At 73.9% G+C, this 21184-nt stretch carries 21 protein-coding genes, 1 pseudogene and 1 riboswitch; of the genes and pseudogenes, 9 read left to right on the forward strand and 13 right to left on the reverse strand.

Annotation, left to right across the window (positions count from 1 at the left end; all coding sequences use genetic code 11):
- On the reverse strand, positions 1-581 hold a 581-nt coding region (locus tag G3I53_RS20090), incomplete at its 3' end, for an FAD-dependent oxidoreductase (RefSeq protein ID WP_164438617.1).
- Positions 582-721: 140 nt separating this feature from the next.
- Positions 722-833: riboswitch (TPP riboswitch) on the forward strand.
- Between G3I53_RS20090 and thiO the strand changes: the two genes are divergently transcribed.
- The 5 genes from thiO (at position 831) to G3I53_RS20115 (ending at position 6061) form a co-directional block, all read left to right on the forward strand.
- The gene (gene thiO, locus G3I53_RS20095; RefSeq protein ID WP_164438618.1) at positions 831-2015 is read left to right on the forward strand and encodes a glycine oxidase ThiO; all 1185 of its coding nucleotides are present in this window, start codon (positions 831-833) and stop codon (positions 2013-2015) included. (Overlaps the previous riboswitch by 3 nt.)
- A complete protein-coding gene (gene thiS, locus G3I53_RS20100) occupies positions 2012-2224 on the forward strand; it encodes a sulfur carrier protein ThiS (RefSeq protein WP_164338752.1) in 213 nt (70 codons plus the stop codon). Before thiO ends, thiS begins: the two co-directional genes overlap by 4 nt.
- Positions 2225-2226: 2 nt before the next feature.
- On the forward strand, positions 2227-3021 hold the full coding sequence (locus tag G3I53_RS20105; RefSeq protein WP_164438619.1) for a thiazole synthase: 795 nt from the start codon (positions 2227-2229) through the stop codon (positions 3019-3021).
- A 148-nt stretch (positions 3022-3169) separates the two neighbouring features.
- Positions 3170-5128 (forward strand): Stk1 family PASTA domain-containing Ser/Thr kinase, encoded by a 1959-nt coding sequence (gene pknB / locus G3I53_RS20110; protein ID WP_164438620.1) that lies wholly within the window; start codon positions 3170-3172, stop codon positions 5126-5128.
- Positions 5129-5182: 54 nt separating this feature from the next.
- Positions 5183-6061 carry a deoxyribonuclease IV gene (locus G3I53_RS20115; RefSeq protein ID WP_164333659.1) on the forward strand — a complete coding sequence of 293 codons (879 nt, stop codon included), beginning with the start codon at positions 5183-5185 and terminating at the stop codon, positions 6059-6061.
- A 19-nt stretch (positions 6062-6080) separates the two neighbouring features.
- Here the strand turns inward: G3I53_RS20115 and G3I53_RS20120 are convergent, their stop codons facing one another.
- Complete coding sequence (locus G3I53_RS20120) at positions 6081-6725, reverse strand: sulfite oxidase-like oxidoreductase (RefSeq protein ID WP_164333660.1); 645 nt, start codon at positions 6723-6725, stop codon at positions 6081-6083.
- A 181-nt stretch (positions 6726-6906) separates the two neighbouring features.
- On the opposite strand from G3I53_RS20120, the gene bfr reads away from it, so the two are divergent.
- Complete coding sequence (gene bfr / locus G3I53_RS20125) at positions 6907-7413, forward strand: bacterioferritin (protein ID WP_164333661.1); 507 nt, start codon at positions 6907-6909, stop codon at positions 7411-7413.
- Between the two features lie 48 nt (positions 7414-7461).
- Here bfr and G3I53_RS20130 read toward each other — a convergent pair whose 3' ends face one another.
- A complete protein-coding gene (locus G3I53_RS20130; RefSeq protein ID WP_164333662.1) occupies positions 7462-7689 on the reverse strand; it encodes a (2Fe-2S)-binding protein in 228 nt (75 codons plus the stop codon).
- A 190-nt stretch (positions 7690-7879) separates the two neighbouring features.
- Positions 7880-9235, reverse strand: coding sequence for a 3-deoxy-7-phosphoheptulonate synthase class II (locus tag G3I53_RS20135; RefSeq protein WP_164333663.1), 1356 nt, complete (start codon positions 9233-9235; stop codon positions 7880-7882).
- Between the two features lie 252 nt (positions 9236-9487).
- On the opposite strand from G3I53_RS20135, the gene G3I53_RS20140 reads away from it, so the two are divergent.
- Positions 9488-11449, forward strand: a complete 1962-nt coding sequence (locus tag G3I53_RS20140; RefSeq protein ID WP_164438621.1) for a chorismate-binding protein — start codon at positions 9488-9490, stop codon at positions 11447-11449.
- Here the strand turns inward: G3I53_RS20140 and G3I53_RS20145 are convergent.
- The 4 genes from G3I53_RS20145 to G3I53_RS20160 all read right to left on the reverse strand — a co-directional run bounded on the left by G3I53_RS20145 (position 11401) and on the right by G3I53_RS20160 (position 15461).
- Positions 11401-12396, reverse strand: a complete 996-nt coding sequence (locus tag G3I53_RS20145; RefSeq protein WP_164332880.1) for a 2-hydroxyacid dehydrogenase — start codon at positions 12394-12396, stop codon at positions 11401-11403. The genes G3I53_RS20140 and G3I53_RS20145 overlap by 49 nt on opposite strands.
- A gap of 187 nt (positions 12397-12583) precedes the next feature.
- Positions 12584-13288: a response regulator transcription factor gene (locus G3I53_RS20150; protein ID WP_164335909.1), complete on the reverse strand. Its 705-nt coding sequence runs from the start codon at positions 13286-13288 to the stop codon at positions 12584-12586.
- Positions 13285-14595, reverse strand: a complete 1311-nt coding sequence (locus tag G3I53_RS20155) for a DUF5931 domain-containing protein (RefSeq protein ID WP_164438622.1) — start codon at positions 14593-14595, stop codon at positions 13285-13287. The genes G3I53_RS20150 and G3I53_RS20155 overlap by 4 nt, the downstream gene beginning before the upstream one ends.
- Before the next feature lie 47 nt (positions 14596-14642).
- Positions 14643-15461: a lysophospholipid acyltransferase family protein gene (locus G3I53_RS20160; RefSeq protein ID WP_164335180.1), complete on the reverse strand. Its 819-nt coding sequence runs from the start codon at positions 15459-15461 to the stop codon at positions 14643-14645.
- 214 nt (positions 15462-15675) lie between these two features.
- On the opposite strand from G3I53_RS20160, the gene G3I53_RS20165 reads away from it, so the two are divergent.
- Both G3I53_RS20165 and G3I53_RS20170 read left to right on the forward strand, forming a co-directional pair.
- On the forward strand, positions 15676-16473 hold the full coding sequence (locus G3I53_RS20165; RefSeq protein WP_164335178.1) for an alpha/beta fold hydrolase: 798 nt from the start codon (positions 15676-15678) through the stop codon (positions 16471-16473).
- Complete coding sequence (locus G3I53_RS20170; protein WP_164335177.1) at positions 16466-17083, forward strand: hypothetical protein; 618 nt, start codon at positions 16466-16468, stop codon at positions 17081-17083. Before G3I53_RS20165 ends, G3I53_RS20170 begins: the two co-directional genes overlap by 8 nt.
- Before the next feature lie 82 nt (positions 17084-17165).
- Here the strand turns inward: G3I53_RS20170 and G3I53_RS20175 are convergent, their stop codons facing one another.
- The 5 genes and pseudogenes from G3I53_RS20175 to G3I53_RS20195 all read right to left on the reverse strand — a co-directional run.
- Positions 17166-17921 carry an endonuclease/exonuclease/phosphatase family protein gene (locus G3I53_RS20175; protein ID WP_164335175.1) on the reverse strand — a complete coding sequence of 252 codons (756 nt, stop codon included), beginning with the start codon at positions 17919-17921 and terminating at the stop codon, positions 17166-17168.
- 99 nt (positions 17922-18020) lie between these two features.
- A complete protein-coding gene (locus G3I53_RS20180) occupies positions 18021-18557 on the reverse strand; it encodes a VOC family protein (RefSeq protein WP_164335173.1) in 537 nt (178 codons plus the stop codon).
- A 180-nt stretch (positions 18558-18737) separates the two neighbouring features.
- Complete coding sequence (locus tag G3I53_RS20185; RefSeq protein ID WP_164335171.1) at positions 18738-19691, reverse strand: ROK family glucokinase; 954 nt, start codon at positions 19689-19691, stop codon at positions 18738-18740.
- A gap of 150 nt (positions 19692-19841) precedes the next feature.
- A complete protein-coding gene (locus G3I53_RS20190) occupies positions 19842-20456 on the reverse strand; it encodes a DUF5304 domain-containing protein (protein ID WP_164438623.1) in 615 nt (204 codons plus the stop codon).
- Positions 20457-20514: 58 nt separating this feature from the next.
- Positions 20515-21184, reverse strand: a pseudogene (locus G3I53_RS20195) (ArsA family ATPase); the annotation flags it as partial.

Genomic DNA, 21184 nt, shown 5'->3' on the forward strand with positions numbered 1-21184 from the left:
GTCACCTCGGCGGGCAGGGCCTGGGCGAGCGGCCGGGCGGCGGCCTCGACAACGGTGACGGCGCAGCCGGCCCCGCGGGCCGCGGTGGCGAACTCGGCGCCGATCCAGCCCGCGCCGACGACCACGACGTCGTGCCGGCGGGCCAGCAGGGGCCGGAGCCGGGCGGCGTCGTCCAGGGTGCGCAGCAGATGGACGCCGGGCACGCCCTCGGTGCCGGGCAGCCGGACCGGTTCGGCGCCGGTCGCGACGACCAGGACGTCGTACGGGACGGGTCCGGCCTCCGTGTCGAGCACCCGGTCGGCGGGGCGCAGGCCGAGGACCTCGCAGCCCAGCCGCAGTTCGATGCCGAGGTCCTCGAAGTCGACGTCGAACGCGGAGTCCTCGGCCTTGCCGAGCAGCACCGCCTTGGACAACGGCGGCCGGTCGTACGGCTGGTGGGGTTCGGCGCCGATCAGGGTGACCGTGCCGGTGAAACCCTGCTCCCGGAGGGCGACCGCGGTCTGCACCCCCGCCATGCCGGCGCCCGCGACCACCACCCGGCGCGTGTCGGACGGTCCCGGTTCCCGCGTCTGCTCGCTCACCTGATCACCATAGGCACCCCGAAAGGTGTCGGTCAGTCCCGTCGCGCCGTGAGCCGCCGCACAGCCCGGGCCCGCTCGTGGCGGGCGGCGCGGACCGGGCCCCCTACAAGCGCGGTGGCCCGGGGACTAGGGTGACCGGCGTAAGCACTCGCGGGAGTCCGGACGCACCGGGCTGAGAGGGAGGCTGGCGGCCTCCGACCGTACGCACCTGATCCGGGTCATGCCGGCGAAGGGAGGGGCTGGACGCCCATGTCGCCCACACACACCTCGGGCACCCCACCGACCTCGGACGTAGTCGTCGTCGGGGGCGGGATCATCGGACTGGTCACGGCCTGGCGGGCCGCGCAGCGCGGTCTCGCCACGACCGTGGTGGACCCCGAACCCGGCGGCGGCGCGGCCCAGGTGGCCGCCGGCATGCTCGCCGCCGTCACCGAACTCCACCACGGCGAGCAGACGCTGCTCGGGCTGAACCTCGCCTCGGCCCGCCGCTACCCCGACTTCGCGGCCGAGCTGACCGAACTGACCGGCCGGGACCTCGGCCATCGCCGGTGCGGCACCCTCGCGGTCGCCCTGGACGCCGACGACCGCGCGCACCTGCGGGAACTGCACGCCCTGCACGAGCGGTCGGGGCTGGAATCGCAGTGGCTGACCGGGCGGGAGTGCCGTCGGCTGGAGCCGTTGCTCGCGCCGGGCGTGCGCGGCGGGCTGCGGGTGGACGGCGACCACGCGATCGACCCGCGGCAGCTGGCGGCGGCCCTGGTGACCGCGTGCGAGCGGTCCGGGGTGGTGCTGCACCGCGCGTGGGCGGACCGGCTGACCGTGGTGCGGGACCGCGCGACGGGCGTGGTCACCGCGGACGGCACGGAGCTGGCCGCCGGGCAGGTGGTCCTGGCGGCGGGCAGCCTCAGCGGGCGGCTCGCGGGCGTGCCCGAGGACGTGCTGCCGCCGGTGCGGCCGGTGAAGGGGCAGGTGCTGCGGCTGACCGTGCCCGGGAACCGCGCGCCGTTCCTGAACCGGACGGTGCGCGCGGTGGTGCGCGGCAGCCACGTGTACCTGGTGCCGCGGGAGAGCGGCGAGCTGGTGATCGGGGCGACCAGCGAGGAGATGGGCTGGGACACCACGGTCACCGCCGGCGGGGTGTACGAGCTGCTGCGCGACGCGCACGAGCTGGTCCCCGGGATCACCGAGCTGCCGCTCACCGAGACGCGGGCCGGGCTGCGCCCCGGCTCCCCCGACAACGCGCCGCTCCTCGGCCCGACCGGCCTGGCCGGACTGCTGCTGGCCACCGGGCACCACCGCAACGGTGTGCTGCTCACGCCGGTCACCGGCGACGTCCTCGCGCACGCGCTGACCACCGGTGAACTCCCCGAGGAAGCCCGTCCCTTCACCCCCCGGCGGTTCACCGCCGGCGCACTCCTGGAGCAGTCCGCATGAACCACCCGGTCACCATCTCGGTCAACGGCGATCCGCTCGCGGTGGATCCCGGCACGGTCCTCGACCACGTCGTGCGCTCGCTCACGGCGGCCCCCGCCGGGGTGGCCGCCGCCGTCAACGAGACCGTCGTCCCGCGGGCGCAGTGGCCCTCCACCCCGCTCGCGGAGGGCGACCGGGTCGAGGTCCTCACCGCCGTGCAGGGAGGCTGAGCATGGCCGACGATCCGCTCGTCCTCGGCGAAACGGCGTTCACGTCCCGCCTGATCATGGGGACCGGTGGGGCGCCCAGCCTGGAGGTGCTGGAGCGGGCGCTGGTGGCGTCCGGCACCGAGCTGACGACCGTGGCGATGCGCCGGGTGGACCCGTCGGTGCACGGGTCGGTGCTGTCGGTGCTGCAGCGGCTGGGCATCCGGGTGCTGCCGAACACGGCGGGCTGCTTCACCGCCGGGGAGGCCGTGCTGACCGCGCGTCTGGCCCGGGAGGCGCTCGGCACCGACCTGGTGAAGCTGGAGGTCATCGCCGACGAGCGCACCCTGCTCCCGGACCCGGTCGAGCTGCTGGACGCGGCGGAGACCCTGGTCGACGACGGGTTCACGGTGCTGCCGTACACGAACGACGACCCGGTGCTGGCGCGGAAGCTGGAGGACGTCGGCTGTGCGGCGGTCATGCCGCTCGGGTCGCCGATCGGGTCCGGGCTCGGCATCCGCAACCCGCACAACTTCGAGCTGATCGTGGAGCGGGCGGGCGTGCCGGTGATCCTGGACGCGGGCGCGGGCACGGCCTCCGACGCGGCCCTGGCCATGGAGCTGGGGTGCGCGGGGGTGATGCTGGCCTCGGCGGTGACCCGGGCGCAGGAGCCGGTGCGGATGGCCGCCGCGATGCGGTACGCGGTGGACGCGGGGCGGCTGGCCCGGCTGGCGGGGCGGATCCCGCGGCGGCACTTCGCGCAGGCGTCGTCCCCGGCGGAGGGCAGGGCGGCGCTGGACCCGGAGCGGCCCGCGTTCTGACCGCCCGTCCCGCGCCGGGTGCCGGCACGGCCCGCGCACCGGCCGGCGCGCGGCCTCTCGTGCGTTGCGTCACAGGTCGGCTGCAGTCCCGCCCCGATCGGGGGCGAACCGGGCGGGGCTGTGGGCGGCGGCTCGTAGACTCACCTGCGTGGACACGACCCTTCAGGACCCTCTGGTCGGGCAGGTGCTCGACGGCCGGTATCGCGTCGAGGCGCGGATCGCGGTCGGCGGTATGGCCACGGTCTACCGGGCCGTGGACACCCGGCTGGACCGCGTCCTCGCGCTCAAGGTGATGCACCCGGCGCTGGCCGCCGACGCGTCCTTCGTCGAGCGGTTCATCCGCGAGGCGAAGTCGGTCGCCCGGCTGGCCCACCCGAACGTGGTGCAGGTCTTCGACCAGGGCACCGACGGGGCGTACGTCTACCTGGCCATGGAGTACATCGCCGGCTGCACCCTGCGGGACGTGCTGCGCGAGCGCGGGGCGCTCCAGCCGCGGGCCGCGCTGGACATCCTGGAGCCGGTGCTGGCCGCGCTGGGGGCCGCGCACCGGGCCGGGTTCGTGCACCGGGACATGAAGCCGGAGAACGTGCTGATCGGGGACGACGGCCGGGTCAAGGTCGCCGACTTCGGGCTGGTCCGGGCGGTCGACACGGTCACCAACACCACCGGCACGGTGCTGGGCACGGTGTCCTACCTGGCGCCGGAGCAGATCGAGCACGGCACCGCCGATCCGCGCGTCGACGTCTACGCCTGCGGGATCCTGCTCTACGAGATGCTGACCGGCGAGAAACCGCACGACGGCGACTCCCCCGCGACGATCCTCTACAAGCATCTGCACGAGGACGTGCCGCCGCCGTCGGCGACGGTGCCCGGCATGGCCTACGAGCTGGACGAGCTGGTCGCCACCGCGACCGCCCGCACCCCGGAGATCCGGCCGCACGACGCGGTGGCGCTGCTCGCGCGGGCCCGTGAGGCGCGCGCCGGGCTCACGGAGGCGCAGCTGGACGCGGTGCCGCCGCAGGCCCTGTCCGAGGAGCACGACAACGCCGACGACCGGACGAGCGTCATCCCGCGCGCGCTGACCATCCCGCGCCCGCTGCCGGTCGACGGGGACGACGAGGACGGCGCCGACGGGCCGGACTCCGGCGGCGGGGCGGGGTCGGTGCACCGCACCAGCCGGCTCCAGGCGCCGCCGCCTCCCCCGCCCGGGCGCCGTCCGGTGCTGCGGGCCGGCCCGATGGCGATCGTGGTCGCCGTCCTGCTGGTGCTGGGCGTCGGCACCGGCGTCTGGTACATCAACTCCGGCCAGTTCACCAAGGTGCCGCCGCTGCTGGGCAAGACGGAGCAGCAGGCCCGGGACCGGCTGAAGGACGCCGGGCTCGGGGTCGGGCAGGTGGAGGAGGAGTTCAGCGACACCGTGGAGCGGGGCACCGTGATCAGCACGGACCCGAGGACGGGCGCCCGCATCCGGGGCAACGACTCGGTGTCGCTGGTGCTGTCCAAGGGCCCGCAGACGGTGCGGGTGCCGGACATCGACGGGTACCGGCTGGACGAGGCGCGGTCGCTGTTGAAGGACGACGGGCTGGAGCCGGGCATGGTGACCCGGGAGTTCAGCGAGGACGTGCCGCGCGGCTCGGTGATCGCGACGAAGCCGGTCAAGGGCACCAAGGTCCGGGCGGGCTCGGCGGTCGCGCTCACGGTGAGCAAGGGCCGGCCGGTCGACCTGCCGGACGTGACCGGTGACGAGCTGGACGACGCGCGCGCGGAGCTGGAGGAGGCCGGGCTCGTGGTCGAGGTGGCACCCGAGCGGGTCCACTCGGAGCACGACGCGGGCGAGGTCGCCCGGCAGTCCCCGGCCGCGGGACGCGAGGTCGCCGAGGGCGACACGGTGACGCTGACGCTGTCCAAGGGCCCGGAGATGGTGGAGGTCCCCGATGTCGTCGGCGACAGCGTCGACGAGGCCAAGCAGAAGCTGACGGGCGCCGGGTTCGACGTCAAGGAGGACCGGGGGCTGCTCGGCCTGTTCGGCGACACGGTGAAGGGCCAGTCGGTGGAGGGCGGCGAGACGGCGCCGCGGGGTTCGACCATCACCATCCGCATCCGCTGACGCCGCCCGGGACCTCGCGGCGGGCGGGCCGCTGGGTCATGACACCCTGGACGCGTGAAGAATCACCCGTCCGGCCGTGTCCGCAATCCGATCGGCAGCCATGTGCCCGTGGCGGGCGGCCTGCACTCCGTCGGTGTCTCCTACGCCCGGGACCTGGGCGCGGAGGCCCTTCAGGTGTTCGTCGCCAACCCGCGCGGCTGGGCCACTCCCGTCGGCAGTCCGGCGCAGGACGAGGCGTTCCGTGCGGCCTGCGCGGCGGAGTCGCTGCCGGCGTACGTGCACGCCCCGTACCTGATCAACTTCGGTTCGCACACCGAGGCGACCGTGGAGCGGTCCGTGGAGTCCCTGCGCCACTCGCTGCGGCGCGGCAGGGAGATCGGGGCGCTCGGTGTGGTCGTGCACACGGGCAGCGCGACCGGCGGGCGGGAGCGGCCGGTGGCGCTGCGGCAGGTGCGGGAGCGCCTGCTGCCGCTGCTCGACGAGCTCACCCACGACGACGACCCGTTCCTGCTGCTGGAGTCGACGGCGGGCCAGGGGGCCTCGCTGTGCTCCCGGACCTGGGACTTCGGGCCGTACTTCGAGGCACTCGACGCCCACCCGAGGCTGGGCGTGTGCCTGGACACCTGCCACGTGTTCGCGGCCGGGCACGACCTGACCGGCCCGGACGGCATGCACCGGACGCTGGACCTGCTGGTGGACACGGTCGGCCCGGGCCGGCTGAAGCTGATCCACGCCAACGACTCGATGGACGTGGTCGGCGCGCACAAGGACCGGCACGCGAACATCGGCGCCGGGCACATCGGTGAGGACCCGTTCCGTGCGCTGATGACCCACCCGGCGACCGACGGGGTGCCGCTGGTCATCGAGACGCCCGGCGGCAAGGAGGGGCACGCGGCGGACGTGGAGCGGCTGAAGAAGCTGCGGGACTCCTGACGCGTCCGTCCGGCGGGCGTCAGAGGTCGGGGCCGTCCCCCGGTTCCTCCTGGTAGGAGTAGCGCTGCTCCTTCCAGGGGTCGCCGAGGTTGTGGTAGCCGCGTTCCTCCCAGAAGCCGCGCCGGTCGGCGGTCATGTACTCGACGCCGCGGACCCACTTCGGACCCTTCCAGGCGTAGAGGTGGGGGACGATCAGCCGCAGCGGGAAGCCGTGTTCGGCGGTCAGCAGTTCGCCGCCCTTGTGGGTGGCGAACAGGCTCCGCTCGGAGCCGAAGTCGGCGAGCCGCAGGTTGGAGCTGTATCCGTACTCGGCCCACACCATCACATGGGTGACGTCGGGGGCGGGCGGGGCGAGGTCCAGGACGGTCCGGGCGGGGACGCCGCCCCACTCGGCACCGATCATGCTGAACTTGGTGACGCAGTGCAGGTCGGCGACGACGGTGGTGTACGGCAGGGCCGTGAACTCGTCGTGGTTCCAGCAGTGCTTGGCGCCGTCGGCGGTCGCGCCGAACACCCGGAATTCCCAGCGTTCGGGCCGGAACTTGGGGACGGGCCCGTAGTGGGTGACCGGCCAGCCGCGCTGCAGGCGCTGTCCGGGAGGGAGGTCGAGCCGTTCCGCCGCGTGTGCTGTGCGCTCCCTCGGTTCCCGTTCCGGCTGACCCATGCGTCCATCCTGACAGACGGGGGGCGATGCGCCCGACCCGGGCCACGCAAGAACGGACAATCAGCCCAAACAATACTAAGCATGGCTTTACTTACTAAGTGCGGGCTTACTGGACGATCTTCCCGTGCCGGTGCAATCATGCGCGCAATCTGCCTGTCCCCGCGCGGAAGGAACCCACGCCATGCAGGGCGACCCCGAGGTCATCGAATTCCTCAACGAGCAGCTGACCGCCGAGCTGACCGCGATCAACCAGTACTTCCTGCACTCGAAGCTGCAGGACCACAAGGGGTGGACGAAGCTCGCCGAGTACACGCGCGCCGAGTCCTTCGACGAGATGCGCCACGCGGAGGTCCTGACCGACCGCATCCTGCTGCTCGACGGGCTGCCCAACTACCAGCGGCTGTTCCACGTCCGGGTCGGGCAGACGGTCACCGAGATGTTCCAGGCGGACCGGGAGATCGAGGTCGAGGCCATCGACCGGCTGCGCCGGGGCGTGGAGGTGATGCGGAGCAAGAACGACATCACGTCCGCCAACATCTTCGAGGCGATCCTCGCCGACGAGGAGCAGCACATCGACTACCTGGACACGCAGCTGGAGCTCATCGACAAGCTGGGCGAGGCGCTGTACCTGTCCACGGTGATCGAGCAGTCCCAGCCGGACTCCTCACTGCCGGGCAGCATGAAGTGAGGCGCGCGCCGATCCGGCCCGGACCGGGCTAGGGGCCTCTCGTTCGGATCAGGCGGCTTCCGGGAGGTCGGCCGTGAGGGGCGGGCGGCCCTGGTCGGCGAGCTGCCGGCGGGGGCAGGAACCCCGGCCCAGCAGCGCCTGGATGCGTCGTACGCAGCCACCGCAGTCGGTGCCCGCCTTGCAGGCGGAGGCGATCTGCCGGGGGGTGCAGGCGCCCGCTTCCGCGTGGCTCCTCACCTGTTCCTCGGTGACGCCGAAGCAACTGCAGACGAACACGCGGATTCACCTCCCGCGGGGTGGCGCTGGGTCATGCCGTCCCCGACCGGGTCGGTGAGGCAAACCTAACCTTACTCACGGGGCGGGACGGTACGAAAGGGGGGTGGGACCCGGATCGGTGTGATCCGGGCCCCACCCCCTTCGCGTGGTCACCGCCGCGGCACGGCCGGTCACCGTCCGGGCGCGGCCGCTACTGGTCGCGGTACATCTCGGCGACGAGGAACGCCAGGTCCAGCGACTGGCTGCGGTTCAGCCGGGGGTCGCAGGCCGTCTCGTAGCGCTGGTGGAGGTCGTCGACGAAGATCTCGTCGCCGCCGCCCACGCACTCGGTGACGTCGTCGCCGGTGAGCTCCACGTGGATGCCGCCCGGGTGGGTGCCGAGCGCCTTGTGGACCTCGAAGAAGCCCTTGACCTCGTCGAGCACGTCGTCGAACCGGCGGGTCTTGTGACCGGAGGCCGCCTCGAAGGTGTTGCCGTGCATCGGGTCGGTCACCCAGGCGACGGTGGCACCGGACGCCGTGACCTTCTCGACCAGCTCGGGAAGCCGGTCCCGGATCTTGTCGGCGCCCATCCGGACGATGAAGGTCAGCCGGCCGGGCTCCCGCTCGGGGTCGAGGCGCTCGATGTACTGGAGCGCCTCCTCCGCCGTGGTGGTCGGGCCCAGCTTGATGCCGATCGGGTTGCGGATCTTCGAGGCGAACTCGATGTGCGCGTGGTCCAGCTGCCGGGTCCGCTCACCGACCCACACCATGTGGGCGGAGACGTCGTACAGGTGGCCGGTGCGCGAGTCGACGCGGGTGAGCGCCGACTCGTAGTCGAGCAGCAGCGCCTCGTGCGAGGAGAAGAACTCGACCGTCTTGAACTCCTCCGGCTCGGCGCCGCAGGCCTGCATGAAGTTCAGCGCCTGGTCGATCTCCCGGGCCAGCTGCTCGTAGCGCTGGCCGGACGGGGAGGACTTCACGAAGTCCTGGTTCCAGGCGTGCACCTGCCGCAGGTCGGCGTAGCCGCCGGTGGTGAAGGCGCGCACCAGGTTCAGCGTCGAGGCGGAGGCGTGGTACATCCGCTTCAGGCGCTGGGGGTCCGGGACGCGGGCCTCCTCGGTGAAGTCGAAGCCGTTGACGGAGTCGCCCCGGTAGGTGGGCAGGGTCACGCCGTCGCGGGTCTCGGTCGGCTTGGAGCGCGGCTTGGAGTACTGGCCGGCGATGCGGCCGACCTTCACCACGGGCACGGAGGCCGCGTAGGTGAGGACGGCACCCATCTGGAGCAGGGTCTTCAGCTTGGCCCGGATGTGCTCGGCGGACACCGCGTCGAAGGACTCGGCGCAGTCGCCGCCCTGGAGCAGGAACGCCTCTCCACGCGCGACGGCGGCCATCCGGGCACGCAGCTGGTCGCACTCGCCGGCGAACACCAGCGGCGGATACGTTTCGAGCTCGGCGATCACATCGCGCAGAGCCTGGGCATCCGGGTACTCGGGCTGCTGCGCCGCGGGCAGGTCTCGCCAAGTCGCCTGAGCGGCGACACTTCGGGAATCAGCGTTCACGGTCACGCCTCAACATTACGGGGTGAAGCCGCCCGCTCCGGGCCATGCCCAGCAAGTGAGACGCCCCGTACACTCCGTGGGCATGCGCTAGGGTGCACGACATGTTCGCGCACTCGCACCTCACCTGGTGGTGGACCGCTCCCCCGGCGGCCCACTGACTGCGCGTACGCACAGACTCCGCGAAGGCCGCCCGAGGGCGGCCTTCGGCGTTTCCAGGCGTCGTCCGGCCCGCCCTCCGTCACCGAGGGACCAGGACCGATGAAACCGACCGACCTGTTCGCCGACCTCCTTGCCGACCCCCGCCCGTTCGCCCTGCTGCGCCGCCGCACCCCGGGCCGCGACCACGACGTGGTCGAGCTGCTGCTCGGCCCCGTCACCGCCCGCGAGCGCCTGGCCGAGCTGCCCGACGAGGGCCTGGCGCTCGTGCCGTTCCGGCAGATCCGCGAGCGCGGCTTCGACGTGCGGGACGACGGCACCCCGCTGCTGGTGCTGACCCCCGAGGAACGTCACGAGATCCCGCTGGCGGACGCCCTCGCCCTGCTCCCCGCGCACGACGTGCGGGTGACGGACGGCGGCTTCGACGTGGACGACGAGGAGTACGCCCGGATCGTCGGGCGGGTGCTCCGGGAGGAGATCGGGCGCGGCGAGGGCGCCAACTTCGTCGTCCGGCGGACCTACACGGGCCACATCCCCGGCTTCGGGCGGGCCGACGCCCTCGCCCTGTTCCGGCGGCTGCTCCGGGGCGAGCGGGGCGCGTACTGGACGTTCGTGGTGCACACCGGACAGGAGGGGCCCGAAGGGCCTTCCCCGGAAGGGCGGGGGTGGGAGACGGGCGGGCGGACGCTGGTCGGGGCGAGCCCGGAGGTGCATGTGCGGGCGTCCGGCGGGACGGTGGTGATGAACCCGATCAGCGGCACCTACCGCTACCCGGCCGACGGCCCCACCGCGGACCGGCTGCTGGACTTCCTCGCCGACGGCAAGGAGACCGAGGAACTGTCCATGGTCGTCGACGAGGAACTGAAGATGATGTGCACCGTCGGCGACCGGGGCGGCGTGGTCGTCGGCCCCCGGCTGAAGGAGATGGCGCACCTCGCGCACACCGAGTACGAGCTGCGCGGCCGGTCCTCGCTGGACGTGCGGGACGTGCTGCGGGAGACGATGTTCGCGGCGACCGTGACCGGCTCGCCGGTGCAGAACGCCTGCCGGGTGATCCAACGGCACGAGGCGGGCGGACGCGGCTACTACGCGGGCGCGCTCGCGCTGATCGGCCGGGACGCGGGCGGCGCGCAGACCCTGGACTCGCCGATCCTCATCCGCACCGCCGACATCGACGCGGCCGGACACCTCCGCGTCCCGGTGGGGGCCACGCTGGTGCGCGGCTCCGACCCGGCGGGCGAGGTGGCGGAGACGCACGCGAAGGCGGCCGGGGTGCTGGCCGCGCTGGGGGTGCGTCCGGGGCGGCCCCGCGCCGAGCGGGCCCTGCCCCGGCTGTCCGACGACCCCCGGGTGCGGGCCGCCCTGGACGGACGGCGTGCCTCGCTCGCGCCGTTCTGGCTGCGCATGCAGGAGCCGTCGGGCCCGCCCACGGGCCACGCGCTGGTGGTGGACGGCGAGGACACGTTCACCGCGATGCTGGCGCACGTGCTGCGCTCGGGCGGCCTGGAGGTGGCCGTGCGGCGCTTCGACGAGCCCGGGCTGCGGGAGGCGGCGCTGGCGCACGAGGGCCCGCTGGTGCTGGGGCCCGGCCCCGGTGACCCGTCCGACGCGACCGACCCGAAGATGCGCTTCCTGCGCTCCCTGACCGCCGAGGCACTCGGCAGGCACCGGCACGGGGTCCTCGGGGTGTGCCTGGGGCACGAGCTGATCGCCGCCGAACTGGGGCTGGACATCGTCCGCAAGGAGGTGCCGTACCAGGGCGCGCAGACGGAGATCGACTTCTTCGGGCGGCCGGAGACGGTCGGCTTCTACAACAGCTTCGTGGCGCGCTGCGACGACGGGACGGCGGCGGAGCTGGCCGCGCACGGCATCGAGGTGAGCCGCGCGGCCGACGGCGAGGTGCACGCGCTGCGCGGGCCCGGCGGCGCGCCGGGCGGCGCGTTCGCCGGGGTGCAGTTCCATCCGGAGTCGGTGCTGACACTGAACGGCGCGGCGGTGGTCGGGGAGCTGATGGCTCAGCTGCGCGGCACCAGCACGTTCTCCGAGCGGCGGCCGGCCGTGTAGTCGAGGACGTTGTCCACCGTGGTCGCGATGATCTGGCCGACGGCGTCCTCGGTGTAGTACGCCTGGTGGGACGTGACCAGCACGTTGGGGAAGGTGACGAGGCGGGCCAGGGTGTCGTCCTCGACGGCCTCCAGGGACTTGTCGAGGAAGAACAGGCCCGCCTCCGCCTCGTAGACGTCGAGGCCGACGCCGGTGAAGCGGCCCGCGCGCAGCTCGCCGACCAGGGCGGCGGTGTCGATCAGGCCGCCCCGGCTGGAGTTGACCAGGATGGCGTCGTCCTTCATCGCCTTCAGCGCGGCGGCGTCGATGAGGTGCTGGGTGGCGGGCAGCAGCGGGACGTGCAGGGTGACCAGGTCGGACTCGGCGAGCAGGCGCTCCTTGAGGACGTAGGTCAGGCCGAGTTCCCGGCAGGCGGGGTTCTCGGTGACGTCCCAGCCGAGCAGCCGCATGCCGAAGCCGTGCGCGATGCGGGCGAACGCCTCGCCGATCTTGCCGGTGCCGAGGATGCCCGCGGTGCGGCCGTGCAGGTCACGGCCCATCAGCCCGTCGAGACGGAAGTCGAAGTCGCGGGTGCGGGTGGAGGCGCGGACGATCCGGCGGTTGACCGCCATGGCGAGGGTCCAGGCGAACTCGGCGACCGAGTACGGCGAGTAGGACGAGACGCGGGCGACGGTGAGGCCGAGGCGTCCGGCCACCTGGAGGTCGATGTTGTTGAAGCCGGTGGACCGCTGGGCGACCATCCGGGTGCCGCCCGCGGCGAGCTGCTCCAGGACGCCCGCGCCGAGGTCGCAGTTGACGCTGGTGGAGATCACCTCGTGGCCGGACGCGATGGGGGCGGTGTCCTCGTCGAGGAAGACGCCGAGCCCGCGCACCGCGTGGTGGCCCTGGAAGGCCCGCTCGATCAGGGGACTCTCGTCGGCCTGCACACCGAATGCCAGGATCTCCACGCGTTCCCTCCGGGGTCGTGCCGGTGCCGGCGGCTGCCGTCGCGGCGAATATACGGGCCGCAGGGCGGCACACGCGTGAGCCGGACGGCCCCGGCGGGCGGGCCGGCCGGCCGCGGACCCGAGGACGGGCCCCGGCCCCGCGCGCGGGGGCCGGCCCGCGTGTCACCAACGTGCCGGGACAGCACACCTAGGCGTCGTCGAGTCCGCGCTCTATGGCGTAGCGGACGAGTTCGACGCGGTTGTGCAGCTGCAGCTTGCCGAGGGTGTTCTGCACGTGGTTCTGCACCGTGCGGTGGGAGATGACGAGGCGTTCGGCGATCTGCTTGTAGCTCAGCCCCTTGGCGACCAGCCGCAGGACCTCCGTCTCCCGCTCGGTCAGCCGGGGCGCCTTCGACGCGCCGTCGTCGGGGGCGGGCGCCGGTTCGGAGGCGAGGCGGCGGTACTCGCCGAGGACCAGTCCGGCCAGCCCGGGGGTGAACACCGGGTCGCCGGCGGCGGTCCGGCGCACCGCCTCCTGCAGTTCCTGCGTGGACGCCGACTTCAGCAGGTAGCCGGTCGCGCCCGACTTCACCGCCTCCAGCACGTCGGCGTGTTCACCGCTCGCCGACAGCACCAGCACGCGCAGGGCGGGGTGGGCGGCGACGACCTCCTTGCAGACCTGCACGCCGGGCTTGCCGGGCAGGTTCAGGTCGAGGACCAGCACGTCGGGGGCGGTGGCCTTGGCGCGGCGCACCGCCTGCTCGCCGTCGCCGGCCGTCGCGACCACCTCGAAACCGGACTCCGACAGGTCGCGGGCGACGGCGTCGCGCCACATGGGGTGGTCGTCGACCACCATCACCCTGACCGGTGCCCGCTCCTCGCCGTCCTGCCGCCGCTCCGCCGTGTCCGTCATCGCTGGTCCGCCTTCCCCCTGGGGTCGTCCGTGCCGGTGCCGGGCTCCCGGCCGTCCGAGAGCCCGCTGTCGTGTCCGGGGCCGCCGTCCTTCCGGCCGCCCGCGCGGGTGCCGCCGTCCCCGGCGGTCCTCGGGAGCCGCAGCTCCACCTCCGTGCCCTGCCCGGGGACGGAGATCAGGTCCGCCCGGCCGCCGAGGTCGCGCAGCCGTCCCCGGATCGACAGGGCCACGCCGAGCCGGCCCTCGCCCTCGGCCTCCGCGAGCCGGCCCTCGGGGATGCCGGGGCCGTCGTCGCGGACGGAGACGATCACCTCGTCGGGCTCGTCCTCGACGAGGATCCACGCGCGTGCCTCCTCCCCGGCGTGCCGGCGGACGTTGTCCAGGGCGGCTCCGACGGCCGCGGCCAGCTCGCGGGCGGCGGCGGGCGCGAGCAGGACCGGGGCCCCCGGTTCGGCGAGGGCGGTCCGGGCGCCGGCGAACGGGGCGAGCAGCGCCCGCAGGTCGACCGGCGCGTCGTCGTCGTCCTCCCCGGCCGTGGCGGGGCCCGGGGCGGTCTCCCGGGGCGCGCGGGCGGTCGGCAGCAGTCCGCCGGAGACCAGGGTGCGCAGGGCCACCTCCTGTTCCCCGGCCATCCGGCCCAGTTCGGCCGCCTCGCCGCCGATGACGGCGCCGCGCCGCTGCACCATCGCCAGCACCTGGAGCACGCTGTCGTGGATGTCCCGCGCGAGACGCTCCCGTTCCCGCGTCGCGGCCTCGATCTCCAGGGCGCGGGCCAGGGTGCGCTCGGAGGCGCGGGCGACCTCGACGACGTAGCCGATGGCGATGGAGGCGATGCTGACGAGGATCACGTTGTGCACGGTGTCGCGGGCCGGGGTGCCCCGCTCGACCAGGTTGGCGACGGCGACGAGGACGGAGGCGCCGGCCGCCCAGCGCCAGCCGCCCTTGATGGCGAACGCGAGCACGGCCCCGGCGGTCCATATCGACGGCAGGGTGGGGCCGCCCGCGTGGACGCGCTCCGGCGTGTCGGCGAGCGGGGTGAGCAGGATGCCGGTGAGGGCGATGGTGAGGTCGGCGGTGAGGAAGCGCTTGGTGCAGGCCGCCTCGTTCGCGACCTTGGGCAGCGTGGCGAGGGTCCAGCCGGCCAGCACCGCGAAGTAGCCGACGGCCAGCCAGGGGCGGGTGAACTCCTCGTAGGCGGTGGTGAAGAGTCCCACCGCGTAGACCATGGTGAGCACCCGGTAGCCGGCGAGCGCGCGCCACAGCGGCTGCTCGACCGACATCCTCATGACCTTCTCGCGCCCCGGCATCGTCCCCGTCCCCCCACTTCCGGCCCGCGCCCCGCCGGCCGGCCCGCCTACTCGGTGCGGTCCCCGCCGGAGCGCTCCGGCCCGGTCCGGTCCGGTCCGGGCTGCTCCATCGCGGCGCGCAGCTTGGCCGCCTGCTCCTTCTCCGCGCGGGCCAGTGCCGCCCTGGCGGCCTTCTCGGCCTCCTTGTCGGCCTTGGCCGCCTCCGCGAGCTGCCGCTTCATGGCGGTGGCGTACATGTCGACGTACTCCTGGCCGGACAGCTTCATGATTTCGTACATGACCTCGTCGGTCACCGCCCGGAGCACGAACCGGTCGTGTTCCATGCCCTGGTAGCGGCGGAAGTCCAGCGGGCGCCCGATGCGGATGCCCGGCCGCATGAGCTTCGGCATCACCTTGCCGGGCGGCTGGATCTTCTCCGTGTCGATCATGGCGACCGGCAGCACGGGCGCGCCGGTGGCCAGCGCCACGCGCGCGAGGCCGCCCGGCTTGCCGCGGTAGAGGCGGCCGTCGGGCGAGCGGGTGCCCTCGGGGTAGATGCCGAACAGCTCACCGCGTTCGAGGACCTCTATGCCGCTCTTGATCGCGGCCTCCCCGGCGCCCCGCGTGCCGGACCGGTCGACGGGGAGCTGGCCGACTCCTTTGAAGAAGGCCGCGGTGAGACGGCCCTTCACACCCGGCGTGGTGAAGTACTCGGCCTTGGCGATGAAGGTGACCTTGCGGTCCAGGACGGCCGGCAGGAAGAAGGAGTCGGAGAAGGACAGGTGGTTGCTGGCCAGGATCGCGGGACCCTCGGCGGGTACGTTCTCCAGGCCCTCCACCCAGGGCCTGAAGGCGAGCTTCAGCGGCCCCCCGATGGTGACCTTCATGGTGCCGTACAACAACCGCGTGCCTCCCGTGTGTGTGGCACAGACCTTATCCCGGCGTGCCGCCAATGGGCCCGACGGCCCTGGTCGGTGTCAGTGCGGTCGCGTACGGTGAAGGTCCTGCACGCCGTGCGGTCTCCTGCCCCGGCGTGCCGGCCCCTTTGATCGGCGCTGTACCGCACGTGTGCCCGTCCCTCTCACGAACAGGAGGCCGAAGGTGCCGCTCCTGACCGGAGCCGAGCCGTTCCGCCACGAGGGCGGCGAGACCGCTGTTCTGCTGTGCCACGGGTTCACCGGTTCGCCGCAGTCGCTGCGCCCCTGGGCGGAGCATCTCGCCGGACGCGGACTGACCGTCTCGCTGCCGCTGCTGCCGGGCCACGGCACGCGCTGGGAGGACCTGCGGGTCACCGGCTGGCAGGACTGGTACGCGGAGGTGGACCGCGAGCTGCGGCTGCTGCGGGAGCGCTCCGCGCGGGTCTTCGTGGCGGGGCTGTCCATGGGCGGCGCGCTGGCCCTGCGGCTGGCCGCACGGCACGGGGACGCGGTGAGCGGCGTCCTGGTCGTCAATCCGGCGAACCGGGTGCACGGCGTGGCCGCGCACGCCCTGCCGGTGCTCCGGCATCTCGTCCCCGCGACGAAGGGCATCGCGAGCGACATCGCCAAGCCGCAGGTCAGGGAGCTGGGCTACGACCGGGTGCCGCTGCATGCCGCGCACTCCCTGCGGACGTTCCTGCGCCTGCTCGACGGTGAGCTGCCCCAGGTCACGCAGCCGCTGCTGCTGATGCGCAGCCCGCAGGACCATGTGGTGCCCCCGGCTGACTCGGCGCGGATCCTCGGCCGGGTCTCCTCGACCGACGTGACGGAGGTCCTGCTGGAACAGAGCTACCACGTGGCGACGTTGGACTACGACGCGGAGCGCGTCTTCGACGAGAGCACCGCGTTCATCGGGCGGCTCGCACCCGGCGCCGTCACGGAGGCCGGTTCCGGCAAGGAAGGGACGACCGCAGGTGGCTGAGCACGACTCGGGCCGCGAGGACCGCGAGGGCCAGGAGGGCCGCGAGCCGGAGGAGAAGGGCGTGCCCTTCGACGAGGACGCCGCGTGGGAGGCGATCGTCGCCGGGTACGGCGACGAGCCGCCGGACCCGCCCGGCGCCAAGCCCTTCAAGTCGGTGGAGGACCTCGCGCTGCTGGAGAGCGGCACCAACGACGCGGGCGACTCCCGTGACGAGGGCGTGCAGACGCAGGCCCCCGCACCGGCCAAGGCCGACGAGGAGCCGGCCGGACCGCTGGGCAGCTCGGTGTCCTTCGCGCCGGGTGTCGGCCCGCGCGACTACCGCGTGGCCGAGCCCTCGGACGACGACCTCGACGAGACCGACGAGGGCCACTTCGTCCCGCCCGAGCCGCCGCCGCTGCCGGAGACGGACGCCGCGGCGAAGCTGGCCTGGCTCGGGGTGCTCGGCGGCCCGCTGCTGCTCCTGCTGGCGGTGCTGCTCGACTGGTACATGTCCTGGTGGCTGACCACGCTCAGCATCGGCGGGTTCCTGGGCGGCTGCGCCACCCTCGTCATGCGCATGCGCACCGACGACGAGGACGACGACGATCCGGGGCGCGGCGCGGTGGTCTGACCGGCGCTTGGGGCCTCTCGTCCGGACCAGGCCGGGCTCGCGGGCCCCGGCGCCTGATCCGGCCTGATCCAGACGAAAGACCCTACGCGGCCGGCACCCTGAGGGCGGCCAGGACGGGCAGGTGGTCGGTGGCCGCCCTCAGGTCCGCCGCGTCGACGCCCGGTTGGTCCAGCGGCACCCCGCAGCCCAGGACCTCGATGCCCCGGGTCGCGAAGACCGCGTCGATGCGGCGGTGCGGCTCGTTGCGGATCCAGGTGTGTTCACCGCCCCAGGGCGCGGCGGCCCGGCAGTCGGTCAGTGACTCCGCCAGCCGCCGGAAGGTCCGCCCGCCCGGCCGCTCGTTGACGTCTCCCCCGGCGACGGCGTGCTCGACGCCCATCCCGGCGAGCCGGTCCAGGAGCATCCCGCCCTGGGCGTGGCGCTCGTCGCCGTCCAGCGACAGGTGGCAGCTCAGCACGCCGAGCCGGGCCCCGCCGAACCGGACGACCGCGGTGGCGAACCCTCGCCGGTGTCGTCCCGGGCGGAGCGGCAGCAGGACGTCCTCGGTCCGCTCCACGGTCGCGCGCAGCGAACACAGCAGCGCGGGGCCGGCCGCCGTGGCGCCCCCGGAGAGGATCACCAGCCCCGAGCCGGAGGCGAGCCGCGCCAGCTTCTTGCGCCAGCGGAAGAACCGCGGCGCCTCCTGCACGAGGACCAGGTCCGGCGCGCAGGCGGTGATCACCCGGGCCAGGGCGTCCGTGTCGTCGTGCATCGAACGGATGTTGTAGCTCAGCACCCGGATCACGGCCGAACCGTCCGGCTCGGTACGGGAGTCGGGCAGCAGCCCAGTGGTCGCCATGCCGGTCAACATACGCCGCCCCGCACGACCCGGCGGGCCGTACAGGCCGGGCATGCCCCGGAAGGAACCCGCGCGCCGGTACGGGTCCGTCGGACCGCCTCAGTCGGACGTCGGCCGGACGGGCGCACTGGCACGGCCCCGGTGCCGGCCGCCGAGTTCTGCGTCGAGGGTCTCCTGGGCCACCCGCATCGACTCGGCGTACCCGGGCTGCTGCAGCCGCTGCCACATCTCGTCCTCGCTGAGGTCCTCGACGTGGCAGGTCACCCACCAGATGTTGCCGAACGGGTCCTTCACCCGCCCGCCGCGCTGCCCGAAGGCGTCGTCGGCCACCGGTGTGACGACGCGGGCGCCGGCCTCGACGGCCCGGGCGCAGGCGCGGTCCGCGTCGGGGACGAAGACGGTGAGCAGGCTCGGCATCACCGGCCAGTCAGGGCGCCGGTCGAAGGCGGACACGACGGTGTCGCCGATGCGTACCTCGCCGTGGCCGATCGAGCCGTCCTCGGTCTCCACCCGGCCGAGTTGTTCCCCGTCGAACGCCCGGGTGACGAAGTCGAGGAAGGCGCCGGTGTCGTCGGTGACGACCCAGGGCTCGACGGTGGTGCGGCCGGCCGGTGCGGCGCTGTTCTGCTCGGACATCGCGCTCCCTCTCGCTGGGCCGGCCCTCGGCGGCCGGCTCCGGGGAACGTAACGCGCGAGTAGGTCAGCAGCGGTCCTCGTTCCACCCGGTCACCGTCACGCCTGCGCGCGCCGGAAACGGCTGCGCCCGCCGTCCCCTTCGTCGGGGTGGGCGGGCGCTGCCGGGCTGGTGAGGGTCGGTCACATGATGGGGTCGGGCTCCCGGGCCAGGTCGGCCGCGCCGACGAGGCCTGCCTTGTTGCCGAGGCGGGCGCCGAGGACGTCGGCGACGGGGCGCCAGTTGCCCCCGACCAGCCAGCGCTTGTAGGACTTGCGGATCGGCTCCAGGACCAGTTCGCCCTCCTCGGAGAGGCCGCCGCCGACGATGAACGCGGACGGGTCGAAGAGGGAGGCGAGGTCGGCGAGGCCCGCGCCGACCCAGCGGGCCAGCTCGCGGTAGGAGTCGACGGCCACCCGGTCGCCCTGGCGCGCGGCCATGGACACGTGCTTGCCCTCGATGCCGTCGGGGGTGCCGTCGCCCAGCGAGAGCAGCGTCTCCGCGTTCTCCGGGGTGGCGTTGGCACGCTGGCGGGCGTAGCGGACCAGGGCGCGGCCGGAGGCGTACTGCTCCCAGCAGCCCTGGGAGCCGCAGCCGCACAGGAGGCCGTCGGGCACCATGCGGATGTGGCCGAACTCGGCGGCCACGCCGAAGTGGCCGCGGCGCAGCTTGTTGCCGATGATCACACCGCCGCCGAGGCCGGTGCCGAGGGTGATGCAGATGACGTTGCGGTGGCCCTTGCCGGCACCGAACTTGTACTCGCCCCAGGCCGCCGCGTTGGCGTCGTTCTCCACGACGACCGGGAGGTCGACGCGGGCCTCGACCTTCGCCTTCAGCGGCTCGTTGCGCCAGTCGATGTTGGGGGCGAAGTAGACCTCGGAACGCTGGCGGTTGACGTAACCGGCCGCACCGATCCCCACGCCGACGATGTCGTGTCCGGCTCGCGCGCCCTCCACCGCGGAGGCGATGGCGTCCACGATGCCCTCGGGTGTCCCCGGGGTCGGCACCTTGTGGGTCGAGAGGATGCTGCCTTCCTCGTCGACCACGCCGGCCGCGATCTTCGTGCCGCCGATGTCGACGCCGATGGTGAGTCCCATGAATCCCTCAGTTTCGGTCGAGCCCCGCTACCGCCCACGGTACCCGAGCCGATGCCCCCGGTTACGCGGCGTCCGCACGGTGGGCGGGCTCCGGCCGGGGTGAGGGAGGGTGCGGCGGCCGGTCCGGGAGGGTTCCCGCCGGCCGCCGTGTCAGTCCAGGTCGATGCGCTCGCCGGGGCCGGTTCCGTCGTCGCCGTCGCGGCCTTCGCCGAGGTCACGGGGGTCCGTGTCGCGGATGCCGGTGTCCCGGGCCGTCCAGCGGCGCTCCTGGTCCTGGACCGCGGAGCGGTAGGCGGCGAGGAGTTCGTTGCCCGCGGCGGCGAGGTGGTCGAAGACGTCCGGATTGCGCTCGATGACGGGTTCCACGGCGGCCTTCGCCTGCTGGACGACCTGGCGCACGACCTGCTGCGCCGCGGGCCCGGCGACCGCGCCGAGCAGCGGGGACTGCAGACCGGACAGCTTGTCGGCGACGGCGTCGACCAGCTTCTTGAGCTCCTCCGCGGCCGAGCCGGCGGGCGGCCCGTACTGGGCGCGGCGGCGGGCCTTCTCGGCCTCCAGGTCCTCGGCGCAGGCGGTCGCCCAGGCGTCGGCGTCGGGCGGGCCGGCGGTGGTGCGGGCGTCGGTGGTGCGGTCGTCGGTGGCGGCGGGGGGCTCGGCCGCCGGGGCGGGCCGGGCGTCGCCGTCGGGCCGGCTTGCGTCCGCGGCCCGTGCCTCGTTCACGGCTTCGCCCCAGGCGTCGTCGGACGGGGGGAGCTGTTCGCTCATGACGGGACTCCTGACTACGGATGGCCCTTCCGACGGTACCCGAACGGGGGTGGCGGCTTCACCGGTCCTGCGGCCACAGCGCGGGATCGGGCCGGAACCTGATGCGCAGCTCGCCCTCGCGCAGCGCCGCGCCGTCCACGGTGCAGCGGCGCAGCGCGGAGGGGAGGGCGACGACGCGGCGGAACGGTCCGGCGGTGACGACGATCTCGTCGCCGCGCCGGATCAGGTCCAGCTCCTCGCGCCGGGCCCCCGGCAGGGGGATGTGCCAGACCAGGACGCCGTCGTCGCGGGTGGGGGTCCCCCCGCTCGAGCGGAGCCGGGAGTGGGGGACGCCGGTGACGGGCCAGTCGACGGCGGCCGGGGCCGGGCCGGCGCCCGGCAGGGCGAGCGCGCCCAGGTCGTCGGTGCCGCGCGGGTCCCGTCCGAGGTGGGCGACGGCGTCGACGGTGTACGTCTCACGCCATTCGGCGAGCGTCTTGCGCTGCTGGGCGACGGGCCCGGCCAGCCAGCTGTCCTCGACGTCCTCGGGCAGCACCCGGCTGGCGACGAGGCGGTCGGCGCGCAGCCCGCGCAGGGCGAGGCCGAGGGCCGCGGTGCGTACCGCGTCCGCCCCGGCCGGGGAGGGCTCGGCGACCAGGCGCACCGTGGTGGACGGGTCCGCGAGGACGGCCTCGACGGCGGCGAGCTGGAGGTCCCAGCGGGCGGCGGTCTCGTACAGCCGGTCGGCG

It is taken from the genome of Streptomyces sp. SID14436 (genome assembly GCF_010548465.1).
GTDB lineage: Bacteria > Actinomycetota > Actinomycetes > Streptomycetales > Streptomycetaceae > Streptomyces.

Bases quoted from the DNA above. Each gene is read 5' to 3' on its own strand.
- thiO (WP_164438618.1), top strand. From the start codon at position 831: ATGTCGCCCACACACACCTCGGGCACCCCACCGACCTCGGACGTAGTC.
- thiS (WP_164338752.1), top strand. From the start codon at position 2,012: ATGAACCACCCGGTCACCATCTCGGTCAACGGCGATCCGCTCGCGGTG.
- G3I53_RS20105 (WP_164438619.1), top strand. From the start codon at position 2,227: ATGGCCGACGATCCGCTCGTCCTCGGCGAAACGGCGTTCACGTCCCGC.
- G3I53_RS20120 (WP_164333660.1), bottom strand. From the start codon at position 6,725: ATGGGTCAGCCGGAACGGGAACCGAGGGAGCGCACAGCACACGCGGCG.
- bfr (WP_164333661.1), top strand. From the start codon at position 6,907: ATGCAGGGCGACCCCGAGGTCATCGAATTCCTCAACGAGCAGCTGACC.
- G3I53_RS20140 (WP_164438621.1), top strand. From the start codon at position 9,488: ATGAAACCGACCGACCTGTTCGCCGACCTCCTTGCCGACCCCCGCCCG.
- G3I53_RS20150 (WP_164335909.1), bottom strand. From the start codon at position 13,288: ATGACGGACACGGCGGAGCGGCGGCAGGACGGCGAGGAGCGGGCACCG.
- G3I53_RS20155 (WP_164438622.1), bottom strand. From the start codon at position 14,595: ATGCCGGGGCGCGAGAAGGTCATGAGGATGTCGGTCGAGCAGCCGCTG.
- G3I53_RS20160 (WP_164335180.1), bottom strand. From the start codon at position 15,461: ATGAAGGTCACCATCGGGGGGCCGCTGAAGCTCGCCTTCAGGCCCTGG.
- G3I53_RS20175 (WP_164335175.1), bottom strand. From the start codon at position 17,921: ATGGCGACCACTGGGCTGCTGCCCGACTCCCGTACCGAGCCGGACGGT.
- G3I53_RS20180 (WP_164335173.1), bottom strand. From the start codon at position 18,557: ATGTCCGAGCAGAACAGCGCCGCACCGGCCGGCCGCACCACCGTCGAG.
- G3I53_RS20185 (WP_164335171.1), bottom strand. From the start codon at position 19,691: ATGGGACTCACCATCGGCGTCGACATCGGCGGCACGAAGATCGCGGCC.
- G3I53_RS20190 (WP_164438623.1), bottom strand. From the start codon at position 20,456: ATGAGCGAACAGCTCCCCCCGTCCGACGACGCCTGGGGCGAAGCCGTG.